Consider the following 21,635-nt stretch of genomic DNA (forward strand, 5'->3'; position numbering starts at 1 on the left):
TCTCATGTCTCGAGAGAAAGATCCCCTTAAAACCCGACAAGCCGCTAAAAAAAAGGTCATGGACCTTCTGGCTCGTCGAGATCATTCCGAGAAAGAATTGCGCACGAAATTACGCGAAAAGTTCTCTGACGAGGATTCCCTCGGGGACCTTGTTGACGAAGCGATTGATTTTGCCAAAGACAACAACTGGCTGGGGGATCCACAAGACCTCGCCCATCGTATGGCTGACATGCTTCACCGACGCAACAAGGGCATCCATTACATCAACAACTACCTGCGCGAAAAGGGTTTGCCCTCCGTTGAAACGGATCGAGACTTGGAGCTTGAAAAGGCTCTTTCAATTGTCAAAAATAAGTATGATGAAGATTATAAGTTCTCCCGGGAAGAAAAAGCCAAGGTTGGTCGTTTTCTTGCCTCCCGGGGATTTGATTCTGAGACCGTAAGAAAGGTTCTATATGAAAAGCTCTGAGATCAGAAACGCCTTTGTTAAATATTTTGAGAAACAAGGACACCGCCATGTGCCGTCTTCTTCCTTGATTCCCGAAAATGATCCCACCTTGCTTTTTGCCAATGCGGGAATGAATCAATTTAAAAACACCTTCTTGGGTCTTGAGAAAAGAGACTACTCCCGCGCGGTCACCGTTCAAAAGTGTGTGCGTGCAGGTGGTAAACACAACGACCTTGAAAACGTTGGATTCACAGCTCGTCACCACACGTTCTTTGAAATGTTGGGAAATTTTTCTTTTGGCGACTATTTCAAAAAGGACGCCATTCACTTTGCGTGGGAGTTTTTGACAAAAGAACTCGCGATTCCCAAAGAAAAACTTTATGTGACTGTTCATATCTCCGACGATGAAGCTGCCGAGATCTGGCACACCCAAGAAGGCATCCCCAAAGATCGCATCTTCCGCTTTGACCAAGACAACTTCTGGAAAATGGGTGACACCGGTCCTTGCGGTCCTTGTACAGAGATCTTCTATGATCACGGCCCTAAAGCCGGTACGATCGCAGATCCCTACAAGGGGATTGCCGCAGGGGAAGATCGTTTCGTGGAAATCTGGAATCTGGTTTTCATGCAATACTTTGAAAACCCTCCTGGAACACTGACTCCACTTCCCAAACCTTCGGTTGATACCGGTTCAGGCCTTGAGCGCGTGGTCGCGGCGATGCAGGGAAAGTTCAACAATTACGATACAGATTTATTCATGCCCATGATTGAGCGAGCCTGCAAAATCGGCAATCTTGAGTACATCACCGACAAAGAGGTTCTTACCAAGAACAAAGACATCATGGAGCGCACCTCTGCTCTTCGTGTTCTGGCAGACCACTGCCGTTCTTCTTCGTTCTTAATCGCTGATGGGGCTTTACCTTCGAATGAGGGGCGTGGTTATGTTCTTCGTCGTATCATGAGACGAGCCATTCGTTATGGGCGTAAACTTTCTGCCGATCAGTCTTTCTTGCCGGGTATGGCGGAAGCGTTGATTGAAAGCATGGGCGCGGTCTATCCGGAGCTCAGGGAACGTCGCGACCATATCTTGAACACGATTCGTGACGAAGAAGATCGTTTTATCAGCACACTCGATAATGGAACAAATATTTTGATGGATGAGCTCCAGCGTACGAAAGCGAAAGGCCTTAAAGAGCTTTCGGGCGAAGTGGTTTTCAAAATGTACGACACGTATGGCTTCCCTGCGGATCTGACTCGCGTGATCGCCAACGAAAACGGCATTGAAGTGAATGAGGCAGCCTTTGAAAAGGAAATGGAAGCCAACCGCGCGAAGTCCAAAGCCTCTTGGAAAGGGAAAGCGTTGGATGCTGACGAACAGCATCTGATTAAGTTTGCCAAAGACTATTCTGCATCAGGAAAAACTGTCACTTTTGTCGGCTACGAAGGCACGGCGGGCAAAGGCAAGGTGACTGCGCTTTCAAATGGTCACACGACCGTCACCACTCTTAAGAGCGGTGAAACCGGCGTCATGATTTTGGATAAAACATCCTTCTATGGCGAAGGCGGAGGACAGGCTGGTGACGTAGGATATATCATGGCCGGCACGGGTCGCGCGAAAGTCATTAATACGACAAAGATTGATGATATTATTCTTCATCACGTTGAAGTTGAGCATGACAGCTTCACTATCGGTGCCCATGTTGAAACGACAGTGAGTTCTTTCGAGCGCCGCAACACCATGAGCAACCACTCGGCCACTCATCTATTGCACTCGGCATTGCGTAAGGTTTTGGGAACTCATGTGACTCAGGCCGGATCTTTGGTGGATTCACAAAAGACCCGTTTTGACTTCACTCATAACAAGCCATTAAGTTCGGAAGAAGTTAAGCAAATCGAAGATCTTGTGAATGAACAAATTGCCGAGGCTCATGACGTGAAGGTCGAGATCATGAGCCCGAAAGAGGCTAGCGCAAAAGGAGCGATGGCTCTTTTCGGAGAGAAATACGGTGACCAGGTACGTGTTCTGACCATGGGAGATTTCTCATGCGAACTTTGCGGAGGTACTCATGTGAAGAACACATCCCAGATCCGTCTCTTCAAGATTATTTCTGAAGCTGGCGTCAGCTCGGGCGTTCGCCGGGTCGAAGCCATCACTGGGGACGGAGCCGTTCGTTATGCGATGAACTCCATTCAACATCTTGACGAGGCCCTGGCAACAGCGGGATTCCAAAAGAGCCCTCACTATCTTAAACATCTCGAAACCACGGGTGAAACAGCGACCCTGGCTCATCGTGTGGAGACTCTTAAAGAGCAAATCAAACTGATGGAAAAAGAGATGAAGAAGTTGCAAGGGGGACAGATCAATGTCGACGATCTTGCGGCAAAAGCTTTGAGCTTTAAAACCAAAGCCGGTTCATCTGCGAAACTTGTATTGGCGGATCTTGCTTTGGATGATCGACAAGTCTTGGCAGAAGTCACTGATCATTTGAAGAATAAAATTCAAAGCGGTATCGTCGTCGTCGTCGGTCAAGGCGAAGGTTCTCATCCCATCATTGTAAGCGTTTCAAAAGAAATCTCTGGGGAAACAAAAGCCGGAGACCTTTTGAAGGAAGTCGCAGGTCTGATGGGAGGTAAAGGCGGTGGACGCCCTGATTTCGCACAGGGAGCTGCGCCCAATCGCGCGAGCCTTCCAGAAGCCTTTAGCAAAGTGAAATCTCTTTTAGGAATTTAAAAAATAGAGGGGGCGCAGATCTGTGCCCCTTATTCACAGTTCATTTCAGTCCAGTGTTGGCGAAGATGATCTATGTAAGACTGAAAGACCGTGGCGACACCACCGCACAGGTCTTTATGACCTCGGCCACAAGAATCCTGCTCTTCTCCTAATTTGATTCTATTTTCATTGGCATATAAAGCCGCATAGCTTGGTTTAAATCTCATAGCGCACATCACATCATCGGGCACTGATTTAGCGCAGACACTAGATCCGCTCAAAATAGTTTTAAGTTCCTGCAAACTTGCGGCATCCAAACAACGCGTTTGCAAACTCTCATTGGCATCATCCATCAACTGAATGACTCCCGTTTGTATTGAAACAACCAGACGATAACTGTTTCGCGATGAGGTCTTTTGTAAACCCTCGACGTCATCGACAATATTAGGAATCTCGACATAAGTGACCTTGGCGGTCATCGAAGATAAATCAGCACTTTCCGCAGAGGGAGAATTTGCTGAAGACGGCAATGAAACGGCGACATCACCCACAGCACTGTCACCACCGCTCAAAGAACTCTGTGTGCAGTTCTGAAATCCCAAAACGAGACACAAACCACCGACAACTGCCAAACCTCTATTCACATTTCCCCCTAATTTCACGTCTCATACTGACTAGAGGCAAAAAGCATTCCGCCCTCAGACCTTCGTAATATCGGGATAAGATGTTAGAAACTTAACTGTGTATTAGGATTTTGCAGAGACACTTTCACCCTCGCGGACACAGTATTTCTGAATGAGTTCCATGACCGTCTTTTTGCGAATCGGCTTGCCACAATGCTCATCAGCCCCCGCCTTAGTGCTCTTTTCGATATCTTCCATAAAACTATTGGCCGAAACCACGATGACCGGCGTTCGCTTCCGTCCTTGTATTGCCTCGATCTCACGCAATCGACGAATTGTATCCAATCCCGACATCCGCGGCATTTGCACATCCATAAATATCAAATCATATTGGCAGGAGTCCCATTTCTCCAGACACTCATAACCGTTGAATGCCGAATGAACTTCGACATAGTCCAAATTCTTCATATAAGCCCGCAGCAGCGTGTGATTCTCTTCCATGTCATCAACAATCAGAACCCGTCGTCGCCCCTCGGTACGATTCACCTTTGCATCTCCAGATGCAGTCGAGAGCAAGGGGCTGAGCGGACTCCAGCGAACAGCCCAGTCCTCAGCCTTTCGACTTGGCATCTGAATAGAAAAATAAAATCGCGAGCCCAAAAATTGCTGACTCTCACACTGAAGATCCCCGCCCATCATAGAAACGATCTTTTGGGATATGCTCAACCCCAGACCAGTCCCCCCAAAACGACGAGTCACAGAGGAGTCTTCTTGGCCGAACTCATCAAATATCTTTTTCAAATTTTCTTGAGCAATCCCAATCCCAGTGTCTTTGACCTCAAATAGAAAACATTCATATCCAGGATCTTTGCTGGGTAAAGGCTGAATGGAAAGAACTATACTGCCACGATCCGTAAATTTAACGGCATTCCCCAAAAGATTCATAAGGACTTGTTTTAGTCTTAACGAGTCTCCGACCACCCAGCGATCTTGTTCGGGCCCCTTGAAGGAAAAATGCAGTCCTTTTCTAAAAACGCCCGTCACAATAAGCGCCTCAACTTCACGAACGAGATCGCTGAGCAAGAACTCTCGGCTTTCCAGTTGCATTCGTCCCGACTCAAACTTGGAAAAATCAAGAATGTTGTTGAGCATACTTAAAAGAGTTTCGCCAGCACTCTGCAAGGATCCCAACAACTCCTTCTGTTCACTATTTAAAGCTGTCTCAGATAGTAGCTCTGAGGAACCCAACATGGCATTCAGGGGTGTTCGAATCTCGTGACTCATCGTAGAGAGAAAAAAGGACTTCGCCCGAGTCGCAGCCTCGGCCTTATCGCGCGACTGTCGCAGCTCCTCTAAAACTTCTTTATCCTGGAAAACCGCGTACTTTCCCGTCATCCAAACCATCAATGTCAGGGCAAAGTACACTAGCAAGGCGATAAAACCAAAAAAGAAAAGGCGAAAGTACAATCCAGAATAAGCCTCTGTCTTTTCCTGAAAGACCACCATATTCCAGGGGCGTCCTTTGATTGGTTTTGCCAGAGTAATATAGATTTTTCCGTCAGCCCCTTTGAAATCCTGAAGCTTCTGTCCTTGAACACTAAAGATCTTTTCAGAGATCTTTGGCATATGGCTGAACTCGTCGGTGGTAAGAGCTTTTTGATATTTATAATTAATTAACGGCTGGTCTCGAGAGATTAATGGCAGGACCGGACGACCGTGAGCATCCACAATCATGACCCCACCCGTTTGCCCTAACCGAAAAGCCCCCAAACGCTGAGCGATATCGCCGGCCAATGTATCAATTCCGACAACGGCCTCGAGCCTTTCGCCATCATAGATCCCGCTGGTCGTACTGAACATGACCTTCTCCATATAACCTTTATCAAAATAAAAGTCAGAAAAGTTCACTCCAGGACGTCCTTCATTCATGTGCCACCAACTGGCCTCTTTGTCTTCCATATAGCTGGAGCTAGGAAATACTTCCGCCACAAAGCTTCTTGGATCATTGTATTTCGGTGTCCCTAGCAAGGAATGATCACGGAAGACCACAAAAACGTAGGATTTTTTTCCAAAGAATTTTTCTGATAAACGAGGCCCCAATGCAAAATAAGAATTGTACTGGGTCGAGTGAGGAGCGATGGCCGTCGAAGCAAAACTTCGAAACTTCTCAAGTCTCATACGAGGTGGCATCACTTCAAAAAGATCCACCACACCTTTAAGCCTTAAGACGTTGGCCTCTAAAATTGTCAGATCATTATTAAGACGTTCGACCTCGCGGTCCAATGCAGGGTCCATCCTTTCCTTGATTGCCCGCTGTTCAGAAATAAAAAGATGCGTCCCATAGACCCCAATAACCAAAAGCAAGATGAGGGTCGTCACCAGTTGATTTATTAAAAAAAGGTGTACAAGGGTTATCTTCTTTTTCATTTAGTAATCTAGAAATTCACTCCCAGTCCGACTGTTCCGAAGAAAGTGGTCAACTTAGCTCCGCTGCCATCTGACTTTTTTTCAAAGTAGTAGTTCTTTAAGCCGAACCCCGCTTCGCCAAAAATACGCTGAGTCCATAAAACTTTTCCGTGAAAGTTTAAGACGTAATCAGAGCCTAGCGAAATGCCACTGTCCAAAGACGAAACGTAGCTAATAAACTCCATATCCACAAATTTCGGATAATCAAAAAACGGAAGTTTACTGAACCAATAGTCAATCGCTCTTGGCATAGAGCGCGCCCAGAACGCCCCGACCCCAAGCTTAGGGACGCTGACAGTTCCCAAACTCATAGATTCATAAGCCAAGATAGCTCCGACAGTTTCGTCCTTTTCCCAAAGCCCTGGATTAAAACGATAGCGAAGATCCGCTTGCGCCACGTTCAAATTCACATCTTCATTCATTCCGCTGGAGTTCGAAGCGGGCAGTTTGGTCAATGAGCTAAAGTACTTCGCGCTGACGCCCCATCTTTGTTTTGAAAGGTAGTAGTTCTGCCATCCAAACAAATCATTGAACCACCATGAAACGTGCCCTTCTCCCAGGAACACGTAATCACCACTGCTGGTAACAACTCCTGTCAGTCGCAGACTGGCCTCCCGAGCGCCTCCCCGATAGATCTCTAAGTAAGATTTGTAAGTTCCTTTTTCACCAGGAACCTCCAAGGAGATTGTGTTCATCTTGAGCTTTTCTGGAGCTGCAAACTCCCAGGTAGACAAATTGCCTTCGCTGTCACGAACCATCATTTGATCTTTTTCGAGATAGGTCCCGGTAATAGCTCTATTAGAAATATAACGACGGTCTTTTTGCCGAGGAGGATTACCTACCTCAAGGGCATATACAAAGACCCCTCCAGATCTTCCCGGCAAGAGAAGATTCCCTTTGCGGGAAAAATCACTTTGCCACATATCAGGAGGAGCGCCGATGGTTTGTTCAAATCCAAAGAACTGTGTAATTTTGCCGTACTGAACTCCAGGAATAGTTTTCGACTCAATCCCCAGCGGAAGAGGCCCTTCGCCTGTCAGAGTCACATATCCCGCTCGTTCTGATTCAATCACATCGCGAATAGCAGGCGTTACCGGCTCTGACACAAATTCATAAGTCGCATCCGATTTCAAGGTCGCCAAAAACTGAACGGGGTCCCCGACTGTGACATCAATGGCGCCTTGAAGTTTTCTCTCTTCACCTTGCAAGATCACTCGTGCTGTGGCTTCTGATTTCGCAGGTCCCAATTTCATCTCAGAATTGCTGACCTCAATACCGTATCTTCTCGTGCAAAGACTGGTATAACCTCTCTCATAGTCAGAGCGCAGGCAGAAGCGAAAGTGCTCTCCATTTTTCCACTCTGGTGCTGAGGACCCTTTCAGATCTTTGAACGACCAAGCACCGCGCCCTTCCGCCTTGTGCTTCCAAAGCTCTTTTCCCTGCTCATTGATAATTGAAATTTCTCCACCCGAAATAAGATTGGTGTCCCAAGAAAAATTGAGAGAACCATTTTCAATTTTTGCCGCCAAGGAGTTGTCGTCAAAAGACACCCCCCCAAGCTCCAATTTTGCCCCTTCCGATTTCTTAAGATCGTAGACAAGCTGAGGGCTTTTGATTTTAAGGGCATCATCCGTCACGGCAAATAACAAGGGTCTTTGATACTCAGATTCATTTTGTGATGTCCCTTGCGACGCTGGTGAATCTGGTTTTTTTTCCTCCACCGAGGAATTTTGAGCATAAGTGACTGACCAAAACGCGCTGCAAATCAATGATGCCAAAAAGATCTTCACAGGAATGTTCCTTCTAATTTGATTTATTCTTAACAAGAGGATAGCCCAAGACGCGGCCCTCTGTCCGTTAAAACACAAAGACTCAGACCAAGTGCTAGGCTGCGATTGCGGCCATTCCAAGAGACCTTTGCCGCCACAGTTCCGAGATATTGCGATGCATTTAAATTGCCTGCGGGTCCGGTCTGGCATAGCCTCCCTCCGCTTAGATACCTTAGAGGAGGTTTTAATGAAAAAGCTTATCGTAGCTGCACTAGTTCTTATGGGTTCTTCTGCTATGGCGGACACCACTGTTTTGAAATGCGCTGTTCCTGAGAGCTCTGTTTCTCTCAATGTGGACCTCGCAGACGACCAATCTGTAGACTTTGTGATCGTTTCTTTGAACGAGAAGAGCAGCCAAACGGTGTTTTTCTCTCAAATGGATAAAGGAACTGTTGCTGCTCAAATCAAAGGTGGTTTCTTCAACCTTTTGGCTTTGACTGACAACACCACTCAAGAAGACGGCGTGATCAAAAACACAGGCTTCTTGATCTTGGGTAAAGAAGCTGATGGTTCTTTCGGTGGCCTTTTGGCTGCTAAAGGCAACGTTTACCCCTTGGTTTGCACAACCAAATAGTTCTTTCGATTCAATTCGAAAAAGAAAAACCCGCAGTTCGAAAGACTGCGGGTTTTTTTATGCCTAAAAAGACACGAGGGATTTCGGAAATAAAAAAAGGGAGCTGAACCAGCTCCCTTTTTTCTTCCAGATCCAAACGATCGATAAATCGATTTTAACGTTTAGAGTATTGGAATCTACGGCGCGCACCCGCTTTACCGTATTTCTTACGCTCAACCATACGAGGATCACGTGTAACGAATCCAGCTTTCTTCAAAGTTCCTTTGAACTCTGCATTGAAAGCGATCAAAGCACGAGTGATACCCAAACGGATTGCACCAGCTTGTCCAGACTCACCACCACCAGAAACAGTGATTTTAGCGTCGAACTTGCCAAGTTGGCCCAATAGATCAAGAGGCTGTACGATCACCATGCGTGATTGCATACGGCTCAAGTAATCATCAGATTTCTTTCCGTTGATTGTGATAGTGCCTTTACCAGGCTTCAAGAAAACGCGCGCAGAGCTCGTTTTTCTTCTTCCAGTTGCATAATAGAATTTTTCTGCTGCTGCCATTGTCTATCTCCGATTACTTCTTTTTAGAAGGTAGAGTGTAAAGAGCTGGCTTTTGAGCAGCATGAGGATGCTCAGCACCAGGGTAAGATTTCATTTTCATGATAACTTGGCGAGAAAGCTTGTTTGTAGGAAGCATTCCGCGCACAGCTTCGTGCATGATGAAAGTAGAATCTTTCTCTTTTGCTTGAGCTGCAGTCATCTCTTTCATAGAACCGAAGAAGCGAGAGTGACGATAGTACTTCTTGTCTTCCCACTTAGTTCCAGAAAGCTCCATCTTGTCCGTGTTGATAACAACAACGAAGTCGCCGGTATCTACGTTCGGAGTGAAGATAGCTTTGGTCTTTCCACGAAGGATGTTTGCAACAGTTGTCGCAACACGACCGACCTTTTGGTCAGCAGCGTCTACGATCCACCATTTTCTTTCAACTTCATCTGCTTTTGCATTGAAAGTTTTCATTATAGGTCTCCAGTTTCATTTGAACGCATCAGTTTTACCGTCTGTGCATTCGGCAAAATTTTGTTTGAGTTTAACAACGGGCTCTTACACTATTTTGCGGGAAGGGATGTTTTAAAGTTCTATACACCTATTGTCAAGGTCCTGAGGATAATAAACTCGCATCAGATAAAGCCCTTGAGCCGGAGCTGGGGGCCCCGCCTGACGACGATCTTGGGCCTCAATTATCTCTTTAATTTTACTAGGTTTTTGCCCTTTTCTTTCAAGCATCAAAGAGGTTCCTACGATATTACGAACCATCTGCTTTAAAAAGCCGTTGCCGGTCACGGTGAACTGCAAAACCTCCGGTCGCCGCCACTCCCAGTCGGCCTGGTAGATCTCGCGGACCGTATCTTTCACAGGCGTTCCGACTGACTGAAAGCTCTTAAAGTCATGATTTCCCGAGAGAATTTTTGAACTCTCTTGCAGGTGAGTGATATCAATCGGCATCCGCACCCACTCAGCATAGCGATTCAAGTGAGCGCTAGGACGAGGCCGATTCAAAATCAGATATCGATAGGTTTTATGGGTGGCCGACAACGTGGCGTGAAAGTCCTCAGGGGCGATCCACGCCTTTTTCACGACAATCGACGGTGGCAAATGGGCATTAAGGGCCCAGCAAAGATCCCATTTCTTGGCGGGATCAATCTTGCGATGCGTAGAAAAGTGGCAGACTTGGTTTAAGGCATGAACCCCGGCATCCGTTCGACCTGAGGCGAACAAGGTGATCTTTTCGGCAAAGACCTTCTCCAAGGCGCGCTCAATCACATGGGCCACTGAAATCTGATCTTCTTGCTTTTGTTTCTGCCAACCACAGAAGCCGGTGCCATCATAAGCCACCGTAAATCGCACTTTCGTCATCATGCCAGGAAGGTACCAGCTTCCCACTGTACCGACAAGGTACCTGCTTCCTATCGTGCAAAAAAGGTAGATAGGACGCAGGCCTGTCGAACTTCTCGACATATCGTCTTTTCAGGGTGTCTTGACGAGACCTCACGATGGGCGTACTTCATGGCATCTTTTAAAACATCTAAGGAGTAAAAATGAAAACTCTTATCGCCGCTTTATTGTTTGTTGTTGCTGGCCCCGCCATGGCTCAAGAAAATGGACTCAGTTCACAATCTGAAGACTTCACTGTCGACTTTATCAGCTGGTGTGAAAACAACAGCGTCATGATGCAAAATTCTGACGGCTCTGTTTATGAGCGCGCCAACTGTTCAGACCAGGGCTTGTCTTGCAAGACATTCCAAATGCACCGTCTGCATAAAACAATTTATACTGCAGCTTGCGTAGAAAAAAATTAGTAGTCGACGACAATGCCAGCACCAATGATGCTGGAGCTAAAATCCAGATCTTCGTTGAAGGTCTGGAGATACCGATAATCCACCGATACCCATAAATTAGCGATTCCGTATTCTGAACTTAAAGTGAATGCGGTTTCGCGATCCACTGCCGAAACATTAAAAAGCATTCCCGCGGAACCATATGCTCCCGGAGTTCCTACTCCTGACGGAGTTTTTCCGTCATCGCGAAATTCAGCGACAGCGACATAAGTTCCACCACCAGCCACATAAGGCGCAAACCACTGGCGGCGCAACCACTCAAGGCGATAAACAACGCCCGCGCTTAAAGGGACCGCTAAAAAAGTGTACTTCTCTTTCGCTTGTTGACCGTTGATCGTGGGATCGCTGGAAGCAAAACGGCCGTTACCATTAGCTACCAACAAGCCGAAACCGGCCTGCACGCCCAACTTTCCGTAGCCTGTGAAGGGCTGCCATTCATAATCAAACATAAAAACAGGCTGTTGCCCTGAAGAGTACATCATGTCAAAGGTCGTTCCATCCGCCGCCACAATCTTGGGAGGATCCATCATCCCCATTCGGAAAGAACCCGTTTTATTAAACTCTCCGGTTTCTTTTGTCTTATAGATGTAGGAGCCATCTTTAGTGATCGCCAGCAACCCTTGGGCCGCCTGCGGATGATGAATGTACTCCACTCCACCCTTCGCAGAGCGAGCCACTCCGCCCTCAGAGGACATCGGCTTTGGCGCAGGAGGCGGCGGAGCCTCCACAACGGGGGTGGCCTCTTCTTCCAAGGATAACTCTTCTTCCAACTTCTTGCTGTCCTCGGCTGGTTGTTGGTTGAGATCCACGGTGGCCTTCTTCTGCTCAGGCTCCGTATTTTGAATCTCATCTTCGATGCTGAGAAGATCACTGTCTTCCGCTGGAGCCTCGAATTCATTTTCCTCTTGGACGAACGGGGGCTCTTGAGGAGCGGATTCAACATCTTGCGCCCAGGAAATATGAAAAGACAAAGAGGCCAGCAACACGACGACGTATTTATGCCAAGGTCTCACAACTCACCTCGAAAGTTTTTTCCCATCACCAAGCGACGATAGATCTCGAAAGTCGACAAAGTTCCTAAAGAAAGAATCAGCAGGGTCAGCCAAAAGCCAAAAGCCATGCTCATGCGCGCAAAAAGCAGGAGCGGCCACAAAGTCACTCGCACCGCGGTCTTGGCAACTTCACTTTCCGCAATCAAATGCGCATAATAGGGGCTGTGCTTATAATAGAATTTAACAAACGCTTTCCCCAATGAATTACTGAGCAAAAATTTATTACGAAATTCACGAAAGCTTTGCACCTCAGGCGCCATGTCGCTGCCAAAGGCCGCCGTCGCAATAAAACAGTGTTTGTCATCAAGAAGGCCAATCACTTCCGTGGGTGTTGTACAAAGTTCGGCCGCCGTAACCGGAGAACCCGAAACCCCAGGGAGTGGTGTAAAATAAGAAATAATCCCCGTCGCGTCTTGATTTGCCATCACCATGCAGTAACGGACGTTGTTGGAAAGACCTGTGATTCGGTTGTCTGCAACCGGGGGACTTGCGGCTTTATTAACACCGACAGAGAAATATCCCGAAGCATTACTCAATCTTGCCAAAGTTGTATTATCGTCTTCCCCTGAAAGTTGTTCTTCATAGAAAAACGCCACATTGGTGTATTCAATGCCCGAAGAAGGAGAAGCCGGATAGCCTGGTGCTACGACAAGGTTGTCGGCATATATCTTCCCATCCCCCGGAAAAACTTCAAAATGACAAAAACCAATATTCCCGGTGGCATCTGCGGTATTGCAATCAGTATAGAACCAATCACTGCCGTCTGTGGCAGCGACCCGACCGGCAATTTTAAAAGTCATGGAGTCCGAGGTGGTGGAGCCTCCACTAGAAACATCAAGACCGATCGTCATGTCTCCGGCAAAACTTCCGCCTGAACAGTCGGTGCTTTTACCAAAAGCATTACAGATTTCTCCCCACGTAATCTGAGTATTTAGAATACCATCTGCAAATGTCTGAGCCGTATTCAAAGAAATCTTATTGTCATTGATTTTAACAAACGCGTTCGCCGCACTAGCCCCCGTATTTGTCGACTGAAGCCGAACGATCACGGGCAAACTGGGGTAGGCATTTCGTTTATTGCAGGTCCAAAGCTTCGAGCCAGAATTATCTGCTCCGGTACAGCTATCACAGGTGCTGGTGCCATCTCCTACACACCCTGCGGTGAAGCCTCCATAAATAACCGGCTTTGTCGCCGTGGAAAGATCCTGAGCCGAATCCCCTGAGATGGAAATCAAAGTCATCGTTGCTTCAGCTTGAAGCGAACAAAATAACAACACAGTCGTGGCTAAAAGGTTCCAAAGACTCATCATCTCATCGAACCATGCCAAGGTCCGGATGTCAAAAAATGGAACTGCTCCGGACCTTTGTCAGAGGGAGCGGCGAACACAGAACCCTTTTCTGTTTTAGTTAAAAAAGATTTTCTCGGCGATTTGAATGCCGTTCAATGCGGCACCCTTGCGGATATTATCGGAAACAACCCACATCAGCCACATTTTTGGATTTTCGGGATCTCGGTGAATGCGTCCCACATAAACGGGATCCTTTCCCGAAACATCGCGAGCCAAAGGATAAACACCTTTCTTGGGTTCATCTTGCACAACGATGCCTTCAAAGCCAGACAAAGCAGCAAGCATTTCTTCGCGACTGACTTCCTTATTCAAAGTCACCCACACCGATTCACTATGAGCATTGAGGGCCGGAATACGCACCGTGAACGCAGAAACTTTCAGCTTGTCCTGAGCCAAAATTTTTCGCGTCTCGTTCATGATCTTCACCTCTTCACTGCAGAAGCCGTCATCATTGAACGAGCCAATCTGAGGAATGCAGTTAAATAGAATCGTATGAGGGAATGTCTTTGGTTGAAGCTGAGCATTTTTATGATCAGAGGTCTGCTCGATAAGCTCGTCGTAGCCCCCTTGTCCAGCACCACTCACAGCTTGATAGGTGCTGACACGCACCTCTTCCAAACCGAATTTATCCAACAAGGGTTTTAAGGCCACCACCAACTGAATCGTTGAACAGTTGGGATTGGCAATAATCTGTGGTTTGGAATTTTTATTTACAAGGTCCCCATTCACCTCGGGAACCACCAGAACAGTCTGAGGATCCATGCGGAAGGCCGCTGAATTATCCACAGCAAAAGCCCCAGCTTGAACCGCCTTGGGAGCCCATTCCTTCGAAATATCATCGCCGGAAGAAAAAAACACCAGATCAAGTCCGTCGAAGCATCCGTCTTTTAAAACTTGCACAGGCCAAGCGTGGCCTTGAAGCTCGATCTTTTTGCCTAAAGAGTTCTCGGAAGCAAAAGGGCGCAGCTCCTCAATGGGAAAACGGCGCTCTTCAAGAATGTTCATGAAAGTTTGACCGACCATGCCGGTCGCTCCGACAACTCCGACTTTAAGTTTTCTTTTCATCTTTCTTTGTCTCTTCTTCCTCTTCTTCGAGGACTAGATCGCTCTCATGCGTGTGTGCTGGAGCGTATACACTGGGCTTAATCTTACGAATATTTTTGCCAAGTTTAAAGACCCCAAAAACAGCGCCCAAAGCGGCGTAACCCATAAAGAGAACAAAGAGCATGACTTCTGGACGAAGAGCCACGATCACCAATAAGCCGACCCCCAAAATAAGGTAACGGAATGGCAAACGTTCTTTTAAATCCAAATCTTTAAAGCTGCGGAATCGAAAGTTACTCACCATCACCAACGCCAACAAGATGGTCATGATCAGAAGACCATAGTTCCCCATAGGTTCAAGCTCAAGATCCTGGAACGCCAAAACAGACGACGCCACAATACCCGCAGCCATTGGAATGGGAAGACCTTGGAAATAGTTTTTCTCGACGACATTGGCTTGAACGTTGAAACGCGCCAGACGAAGAGCTCCACAGGCTACAAAAAGAAAACAAGCCACCCAGCCCAAACGACCAAACGGCTGCAAAGCCCAAAGGAACAATAAAACTCCCGGAGCCATACCGAAGCTGACCAGGTCACAAAGAGAGTCATACTCAGCTCCGAACTTACTTGTCGAGCGAGTTAAGCGAGCCAAACGACCATCAAGTTGGTCAAAGACCGCCGCGACAACAATCGCATAAGCCGCATAAAGGTAATTGCCTTTGATGGTTTGAATAACCGCAAAGAATCCAGAAAATAGATTTCCGGTCGTCATCAGGTTGGGAAGAATGTAGATATACATTGCCAAGCGTTGTGCTCTGGCATCTTCGGAATCAATTTTATCTAAATGATCATGGTGTTCTATTGCCATTTGGTCTCCACTTGCCATCTCATAAACAGCTCGGCCGAGACACACGCAGAGGCAGCCATTTATGTATGATATGGCAAGGCAACATTAGCCGACATTGGCAAAAAAACCAAAGAAATAAAACAAGATGGTGAGGCCAATAGCACTCATCACAGGAAGAGTCAGATTGTCATCCAGCTTTCCGATAGGAATAAGCTCTGCGAAAGCGCCAACAAGACCCGCAAAAAGACTCACCACAATAAGGCGATCCATTAAATAATTATGATATAGCAAGAAGAAAAACGTGACCGCCGCGCAAACAAAGAACGCCGCCATAAATCCTTGAATGGATTTGTGCCCAAAGATCTTATCTTTGCCATAGAGGATCCCAAAATAACTTGCAATGGGATCAGCAAAAGCCAAGAACAACAAAGTCAAAGCAACGACCGGACGAGGAAATAAAATATCAACAAGCAAAACACCCGAAAGCAGGAAGGTTGTTCCCGCCAGTCTCTTCACTTCACTCTGACGCATGATGGGCTTAAACGCATGCACAGCCCAATCATTCAGCGCAGGATTTCTTTGACGCAAAAAATCGAAAGGAACAAAAAGACACCATGAGACCACAAGAATTGTCATGGACACAGCCGGAGGAAGATAGACATAAGCAAGGAACATCGTAAAGACCCCTGACATATGCCAAATCTTTCGAGCATAATGAATGTCCGAGCGCTTCTTTAAGTCCACAGGTTGAGCTATTCCTTCAATAATCATCAATTCAAATCCAGCCACATCTGTCCGCAAAATGCGTTATGCCGGCTAAACTTAAAGGCTGGAGAAAAGAAGATCAATTTAATTGATACTACTCTAGCGAGTCGCATTAAGGCATTGATATATCTATGTTAAATCTTAGAGGAATGAACTCGAACCACGACTTCAACAGGTTTTCCTGAGCTTTCGCGATAACGAATCGCAATTTCGTTCTCGCCCTGCTGCAATTGAATGAGGTCTGTTTGATATTTATCAGATCCGCTACTGAAGATGGAGGCCGTGTACCCGTTGCTCTTGTTCACGATCTCCACATCTCCTGACTTAAAATTCTTAAGACAGTTACGCCCCTGAAATTGCACATAAGGACCTGACACTGTTAATTCAGAGGCACTCTTCTTCGCGCAACTTAAATCATAAGCGGTGAATTGCTGAAGTGCGGGCTTCACATCCACGACGCTTGCCGGAAGACTTGAAGGACTGCGCTTTGTTGTAAGGGGTGGAGACTCTGCGGCGACCTGCACGTCTGAGACCTCTTCTTTTTGGGTCAACGTTTGAAAGGTTGGAATTCCCATTAAGAGAACCAACATCAACGTCAAAAAGATGAACTGAGTGTCTGTGGGTTGCCGTTTAAACATACTTCATGCTTCATCGGAGGAACAGAGCCAGACTTTAGCTGTGTCAATCTGAGATAATCTGCCCGGGTGAAGCTTTTTGCTTAAGTTTTTCCACATTTCATCCGTATCTAAGTCTAGTAATTAGGGGGAAAGTTACTTGATGAACGGGCGTATTCTCAAAAAGATTCGAAATTTCCGCCTTTTCTCTGGTCTTTTGATCATGGCGCTGACTATTTTGAGTTTTCAAAACTGCGCCCCCCAAAATGCCTCTTGCTCTGACAATAATTCAAACTGCTCTAACGAAGGGTCCACTTCTAGTCCCTCGACCAGTACCGACCAAGGTTCTATCTGGTCTTCTCGCCCTGGCAACGGCAACTCAAGCGGAGTAAATATCGGCGGCAGTTCTGGCGGAGGTTCCGTTTCTGCAGGAGGCTCTGGCGGTAACACTGGATCCTCCGGCGGCGGCATCGCCGTGGGTGGTGGCGGCTCTTCGTCAGGAGGCGGCAGCGGCGGCGGAGTGAGCACAGGTGGCAACGACGACCCCAAAAACACCACCTTCCGAATTACGAAGCAGCCCCAAGGCGTCAGTGTTCTAGAAAAAGCCGACTTTCAGTTGGATGTCACTATTGCGGGAGGAGACGGCCCTTACACCTTCCAATGGTACAAAGACAGCAAAGCCATTAATGGTGGCTTCGGAAACTACTCTTCCTATATGGACAACGCGAGTTCCTACGGCAAAGAGGGGACCTACTATGTGGTCGTGAAAGACGGCAAAGGCCAAAGCATCCAAAGTTCTCTGGCTCGAGTCAGCATCTTGGAACCCGCTGTGGGCTGTGTTACCGGGTCTTATTTCACCTACACTGTTGCCAGTTACGACACGGCTTATGGATATTTTGGCGAGTACTTTGATGGCCCCAAAGGAAAGTTTCTTTTGCACTCTTCCTTCGACATCTACAATTTTCTTTATCCCAATGCCAGCTGGGTGGGGCTCTCGACTTATTCGGTGCCATCAGCCCTTCAGTATTTGCAAAAAACTTGGATGAGTTGCCGCACGACCGTGCCGCGCATTCATACCCCACAGCCCAATCCCGGATTCCCTACGGATTATTGGTATTATAATAACTCGCAAAAATACAATGATGGCTATGGCTATAACTACAAAGGCACTTTGACCTTTGAATGTCGCAATAAAAAGTTAAAGTTTGTATCTAATACGTGCGCGTGGGAAAAAGACCCCAACTATGTGCCGCCGGAACAACAAAACAGCGGATACTAAAAAGGGCTCTTTGGGAGCCCTTTTTCATTTCTATTTCTTATCGATGCTGATCGCGAATTTTTTCACCCCAGCACCCTTCACGATATCCAGGACTCCCACCACTTTACCGTGAGGAACATCCTTGTCCGCCGAAATGATCGCTTGAACCTCGGCATTCTTCGTGACTTCGTCGGATGCTTTCAACTTAACATCTTCTTCGTTGACGAAAGAGCCGTTGAGATTAATACGACCATCCGCCGTTAACGCAATATTGAGTTTGCTTGGTGCGGTTTGGTCTCCACTTGCGGCTTTGGGAAGATTCACGTTAATCGTGGGCTTCATGAACATCGGAGCGGTGACCATGAAAATGATCAACACCACCAGAATGATATCCACCAGCGGAACTACGTTGATATCCGCGATGGCTTCGTTATCGTTACCACCATTATTAAATGCCATGGTTTACACACCTTTTTTCTTCGCATAAGCAAGGCAGAGCTCTTTAACGCTCTCAAGATTTTGGAAGATGCCTTTGACTTGTTTGCTGTAGTAGTTGTAGGCGGCAACGGCTGGGATTGCCACGAAAAGACCCGCCGCCGTAGCAACAAGGGCCATTGAAATCCCCGCCATCACCGTCTGTTGACCCGCCTCTGGAGCTGTCGCCAAATCGTTGAAGGCTTTCATAATACCCAATACTGTTCCAAAAAGTCCTATATAAGGAGCGTTGGAACCTACAGTCGCCAAGAATCCCAAAAATCTTTCCAGCTCAGGACGTTCAGTCAAAGCAAACGTATTAAAAATTTGTTCCAAACCTTTGCTTCCAGATTCTCTCATGTGCTTCAACGCATAACCCGCTGCGCGTCCTTCAATGGAGTTTGGATCTTTAGCAAGATCTTCCACATCCTCAAGGCTGTTGCTTTGCAAAGCCAACTTGATGCGAGAACGCACTCTTTGTGATTCCGCAGAAATCTTTTTCAAAGAAAAATAACGCTCTAAGATCATCCCGATGCTCATCACGCTGAGAATAAGTAGAATCCATAAGATAACCTGATCTGCCAGGTGCGCGACTGCAAATATTTTTTCCGTGAGCATGGGTGATTTCCTCCAAATCTTTGACTGAGCAAAGTAATTGATTCATTATCTCTAAAACCATTACATCTGGTCAAGGTATGCGGAAAATCATTTTAAGTCTTCTTATAACACTCCTGAGCTTGGTCCAGCTTTCGTGCAAGACAAACGATAGAAAATCAGTCTTAGTTATCGCTGTGGACGAATTGACCAGCACAGATATAAGCTGCAGTCAGGAAGAAGGGGAAAGGTCCGGTTTTCAATTGCTTTGCAATGAGTCCGTTCGCTTTACTCATGCTTTCACGCCTTCGACCCTCACCGTGCCCGCCCTGGCTTCTGTTCTTACTGGACTTTATCCCTATCAACATAAAATTCGCCATAACGGAGCCCCAGGCCTAGCTGCTGAATTTGAATTGGCCTCTGAACTTGCGATTAAGCAAGACTATCGTACCAGTTTTTTCTCTGGCGGAGCACCGGTTTTCAGACGAAGCGGACTCAATCAGGGGTTCGAACTCTTTGAAGACAATATCATCCCGTCCTTCAGTGGTTTGTTTCGCCCCTTCAAGAAAAATGCAGATGCCTTTTTGCAATGGCTCAAACACGATGTCGACAATGATGCTTTTTTCAGTGTGATTTATGTTCCCGATCTCCTCTTCACCACCACCGAAACAGTGACGGACCTTGGCGAAACTCGAAATCTCAGTTTTGAAAGTCAGCTGGATGAATTAGATGAAAGCCTCTTTGAACTTTTCCACAGCTTAAAAACGGCCAAGCGTTGGGACAACACGACAGTTCTTCTGGTGGGCCTCAATGGTCACACCACGAACGATCGCTATCGAGAACTGTCCCCCTTGAATCTGCACGGAGAAAACACTCAAGTTGCCTTATTCATAAAGCCCTCACAAAAAAAGAAACGCGATGAAGCCATCAACTGGAAGATCGATCAAAATGTCAGCCTGGTCGACGTGGGACGAACCCTTTTTGAACTCTTAGGAGAAAGCCTGGTTGATACGACTTCAGGCGCTTTCCCCACGCACTCGCTTCTTGAGGTTTTAAAAAGTCCCACCGCCTCCTGGTCCGACAGCACGCCTTTGCTGATTGAGTCGGGATGGGCGCTTTGGCGCAAAGCCGGTCCTCTGCGAACCGCTGGAATTTCAAATCATGTTCTTTTGGTTAACGATGAAAAGCCCTTACTTTATAACACTCTGGTGGATCGCTTCGAAGTGAATCCTTTGCCATTGCTACAAGAAAGTATTTTGCCGACAACACAAAAACTGCAATCTCTGCTGACCAAGGGCCTCTTCCCGCCCTTTCCCCCCGTAGATTCAGAGTGGACGACGAAGATGAGTCTGCCTTTTTCTCGTTGGATGAGAATGGATCAGGAAACCCTTCTTTTAAAGGACTTAAAGCGTCTTTTAGCCTCCCAGCCGCGCAGCCTGGATCTTTTGAATTGGACCGCGCAGATTGCATTAAATCAAAAAGATTGGGAGACGCTGAAACAGCTTGGGGCTAAAAATAAAATCTCTGTCTGGCAATTTGTTGCTGAAAAAAATCTTGGCTCCAAAAATGCCAAGGTTCAAGATCCCTGCTTCTTCCTTCTGACCAGCAAAGAACTTGAAACCGAATCTCTTAAGAGCTGCGCGGATCCACTCTTCTTAGAATTCACTGACTGGGTGCGCGCCGAGGACCGAGGACTCAGCAAAGACACTCAAAAAAAACGTTTTGAACGTTCGTTTAGAAACTATATGTTGGATCAGCAAATCCAAAGAGCCAACATCGCGGCGGGATTGATTTGGGACACGTCACGCGACAATATTTTTGCGCCCTCTCGGACCGAGTTGGCATTGAGTCTTCCAGAAAATAGTAAGCTCCGTTCGCAAGTCTATAAATCCCTGCAAAACGAAGACTACTAGTCGGCTTCGAGATCCACAATTCCCAACCAAAAAGGAGATTCGGGATCTTCCTGGATCATGCGTGTCGTGATAGATCCCAACTCCAAGGCCTCAGAGTCTTTCGACCACAGGGACGTCGCCACAGAAGTGCTCGCTAGAAGCACCAAATGGTCACCTTCATTAACATAGGTATGTCCACACTGAACGTAGCAGGTCGGATCGAGCCCTAAAAGCTGTGCTGGCAAGGGGGGAAGAATTTCACCGGCTCCCCGCAATTCACTAGATAGGTCCAAGCCGATTGAAAGCGGCTGAAGACTTTGATTTTTTCTCTGAATAAAAAGGCTGGGACATCCGACCTGGGCCCAAGCCACTTGGGGACCCCGTCGAAATAGCGCCAAAAGCTCAACCCCGGAAAAATACTCCATCTTGTTTTCACCACGATAAAGAATATCATTGGCGATCAGCGTCCCCGTTCTGACATAGTTCACTTCGTCAGAAAGACAGCTCAGAAATTCAAAAGGAGAAGTGACCTCCACATCGGACTTTGCCGAACTCACATACTTGATCACTTCGTCCATCGCCCTCTGGGCATGCTCGGGTTGCCCCCAAGAAGTTGCCACAACAATGAGGGATCCGTCCTCCTCGCGGTAGATCGAAGGCTTAGGACGTAAAATCTTCGTGCTGTAGGATCTCTCTTGAAGTCTCAC

Annotated in this window: 21 protein-coding genes; 6 read left to right on the forward strand and 15 right to left on the reverse strand. The window is 47.0% G+C overall.

Going from position 1 to position 21,635, the window contains the following annotated elements:
- Positions 1-4: 4 nt before the first annotated feature.
- Together ACM64D_RS06070 and alaS are read left to right on the forward strand one after the other, a co-directional pair.
- On the forward strand, positions 5-469 hold the full coding sequence (locus ACM64D_RS06070; protein WP_415062301.1) for a regulatory protein RecX: 465 nt from the start codon (positions 5-7) through the stop codon (positions 467-469).
- A complete protein-coding gene (gene alaS, locus ACM64D_RS06075) occupies positions 456-3,179 on the forward strand; it encodes an alanine--tRNA ligase (protein WP_415062302.1) in 2,724 nt (907 codons plus the stop codon). Before ACM64D_RS06070 ends, alaS begins: the two co-directional genes overlap by 14 nt.
- A gap of 29 nt (positions 3,180-3,208) precedes the next feature.
- On the opposite strand, the gene ACM64D_RS06080 is transcribed toward alaS, so the two are convergent.
- From ACM64D_RS06080 to ACM64D_RS06090, 3 genes are all read right to left on the reverse strand, one after another.
- Positions 3,209-3,802, reverse strand: coding sequence for a hypothetical protein (locus tag ACM64D_RS06080; RefSeq protein ID WP_415062303.1), 594 nt, complete (start codon positions 3,800-3,802; stop codon positions 3,209-3,211).
- 102 nt (positions 3,803-3,904) lie between these two features.
- Positions 3,905-6,208: an ATP-binding protein gene (locus ACM64D_RS06085; protein ID WP_415062304.1), complete on the reverse strand. Its 2,304-nt coding sequence runs from the start codon at positions 6,206-6,208 to the stop codon at positions 3,905-3,907.
- 8 nt (positions 6,209-6,216) lie between these two features.
- Positions 6,217-8,037, reverse strand: a complete 1,821-nt coding sequence (locus tag ACM64D_RS06090) for a hypothetical protein (RefSeq protein ID WP_415062305.1) — start codon at positions 8,035-8,037, stop codon at positions 6,217-6,219.
- 226 nt (positions 8,038-8,263) lie between these two features.
- Here ACM64D_RS06090 and ACM64D_RS06095 point away from each other — a divergent pair, with 226 nt between their 5' ends.
- A complete protein-coding gene (locus tag ACM64D_RS06095; protein ID WP_415062306.1) occupies positions 8,264-8,650 on the forward strand; it encodes a hypothetical protein in 387 nt (128 codons plus the stop codon).
- 154 nt (positions 8,651-8,804) lie between these two features.
- On the opposite strand, the gene rpsI is transcribed toward ACM64D_RS06095, so the two are convergent.
- The 3 genes from rpsI to truA all read right to left on the reverse strand — a co-directional run bounded on the left by rpsI (position 8,805) and on the right by truA (position 10,659).
- On the reverse strand, positions 8,805-9,203 hold the full coding sequence (gene rpsI, locus ACM64D_RS06100) for a 30S ribosomal protein S9 (protein ID WP_374077435.1): 399 nt from the start codon (positions 9,201-9,203) through the stop codon (positions 8,805-8,807).
- Positions 9,204-9,216: 13 nt separating this feature from the next.
- Positions 9,217-9,660: a 50S ribosomal protein L13 gene (rplM, locus tag ACM64D_RS06105; protein WP_415062307.1), complete on the reverse strand. Its 444-nt coding sequence runs from the start codon at positions 9,658-9,660 to the stop codon at positions 9,217-9,219.
- Between the two features lie 111 nt (positions 9,661-9,771).
- Positions 9,772-10,659 carry a tRNA pseudouridine(38-40) synthase TruA gene (truA, locus tag ACM64D_RS06110; RefSeq protein WP_415062308.1) on the reverse strand — a complete coding sequence of 296 codons (888 nt, stop codon included), beginning with the start codon at positions 10,657-10,659 and terminating at the stop codon, positions 9,772-9,774.
- Between the two features lie 80 nt (positions 10,660-10,739).
- On the opposite strand from truA, the gene ACM64D_RS06115 reads away from it, so the two are divergent.
- On the forward strand, positions 10,740-11,000 hold the full coding sequence (locus ACM64D_RS06115; RefSeq protein ID WP_415062309.1) for a hypothetical protein: 261 nt from the start codon (positions 10,740-10,742) through the stop codon (positions 10,998-11,000).
- Here the strand turns inward: ACM64D_RS06115 and ACM64D_RS06120 are convergent.
- The 6 genes from ACM64D_RS06120 to ACM64D_RS06145 all read right to left on the reverse strand — a co-directional run bounded on the left by ACM64D_RS06120 (position 10,997) and on the right by ACM64D_RS06145 (position 16,734).
- A complete protein-coding gene (locus ACM64D_RS06120; protein ID WP_415062310.1) occupies positions 10,997-12,052 on the reverse strand; it encodes a hypothetical protein in 1,056 nt (351 codons plus the stop codon). The two genes, ACM64D_RS06115 and ACM64D_RS06120, sit on opposite strands and share 4 nt — an antisense overlap.
- A complete protein-coding gene (locus ACM64D_RS06125; protein ID WP_415062311.1) occupies positions 12,049-13,419 on the reverse strand; it encodes a CFI-box-CTERM domain-containing protein in 1,371 nt (456 codons plus the stop codon). The genes ACM64D_RS06120 and ACM64D_RS06125 overlap by 4 nt, the downstream gene beginning before the upstream one ends.
- Before the next feature lie 75 nt (positions 13,420-13,494).
- Positions 13,495-14,505 (reverse strand): aspartate-semialdehyde dehydrogenase, encoded by a 1,011-nt coding sequence (locus ACM64D_RS06130; RefSeq protein ID WP_415062312.1) that lies wholly within the window; start codon positions 14,503-14,505, stop codon positions 13,495-13,497.
- Positions 14,489-15,352, reverse strand: a complete 864-nt coding sequence (pssA, locus tag ACM64D_RS06135; protein ID WP_415062313.1) for a CDP-diacylglycerol--serine O-phosphatidyltransferase — start codon at positions 15,350-15,352, stop codon at positions 14,489-14,491. The genes ACM64D_RS06130 and pssA overlap by 17 nt, the downstream gene beginning before the upstream one ends.
- A gap of 84 nt (positions 15,353-15,436) precedes the next feature.
- Positions 15,437-16,120, reverse strand: coding sequence for a diacylglycerol/polyprenol kinase family protein (locus ACM64D_RS06140; RefSeq protein WP_415062314.1), 684 nt, complete (start codon positions 16,118-16,120; stop codon positions 15,437-15,439).
- Between the two features lie 110 nt (positions 16,121-16,230).
- On the reverse strand, positions 16,231-16,734 hold the full coding sequence (locus ACM64D_RS06145) for a hypothetical protein (protein ID WP_415062315.1): 504 nt from the start codon (positions 16,732-16,734) through the stop codon (positions 16,231-16,233).
- 139 nt (positions 16,735-16,873) lie between these two features.
- On the opposite strand from ACM64D_RS06145, the gene ACM64D_RS06150 reads away from it, so the two are divergent.
- Positions 16,874-17,989, forward strand: a complete 1,116-nt coding sequence (locus ACM64D_RS06150; protein WP_415062316.1) for a hypothetical protein — start codon at positions 16,874-16,876, stop codon at positions 17,987-17,989.
- A gap of 30 nt (positions 17,990-18,019) precedes the next feature.
- Here the strand turns inward: ACM64D_RS06150 and ACM64D_RS06155 are convergent, their stop codons facing one another.
- Together ACM64D_RS06155 and ACM64D_RS06160 are read right to left on the reverse strand one after the other, a co-directional pair.
- Positions 18,020-18,427: an ExbD/TolR family protein gene (locus tag ACM64D_RS06155; protein ID WP_415062317.1), complete on the reverse strand. Its 408-nt coding sequence runs from the start codon at positions 18,425-18,427 to the stop codon at positions 18,020-18,022.
- A gap of 3 nt (positions 18,428-18,430) precedes the next feature.
- The gene (locus ACM64D_RS06160; RefSeq protein WP_415062318.1) at positions 18,431-19,060 is read right to left on the reverse strand and encodes a MotA/TolQ/ExbB proton channel family protein; all 630 of its coding nucleotides are present in this window, start codon (positions 19,058-19,060) and stop codon (positions 18,431-18,433) included.
- Between the two features lie 77 nt (positions 19,061-19,137).
- Here ACM64D_RS06160 and ACM64D_RS06165 point away from each other — a divergent pair, with 77 nt between their 5' ends.
- Positions 19,138-20,949: a sulfatase-like hydrolase/transferase gene (locus ACM64D_RS06165; protein ID WP_415062319.1), complete on the forward strand. Its 1,812-nt coding sequence runs from the start codon at positions 19,138-19,140 to the stop codon at positions 20,947-20,949.
- Here ACM64D_RS06165 and ACM64D_RS06170 read toward each other — a convergent pair.
- Positions 20,946-21,635 carry a hypothetical protein gene (locus ACM64D_RS06170; RefSeq protein WP_415062320.1) on the reverse strand — a complete coding sequence of 230 codons (690 nt, stop codon included), beginning with the start codon at positions 21,633-21,635 and terminating at the stop codon, positions 20,946-20,948. The two genes, ACM64D_RS06165 and ACM64D_RS06170, sit on opposite strands and share 4 nt — an antisense overlap.

It is taken from the genome of Bdellovibrio sp. (genome assembly GCF_047637665.1).
Classification (GTDB): Bacteria; Bdellovibrionota; Bdellovibrionia; order Bdellovibrionales; family Bdellovibrionaceae; genus Bdellovibrio.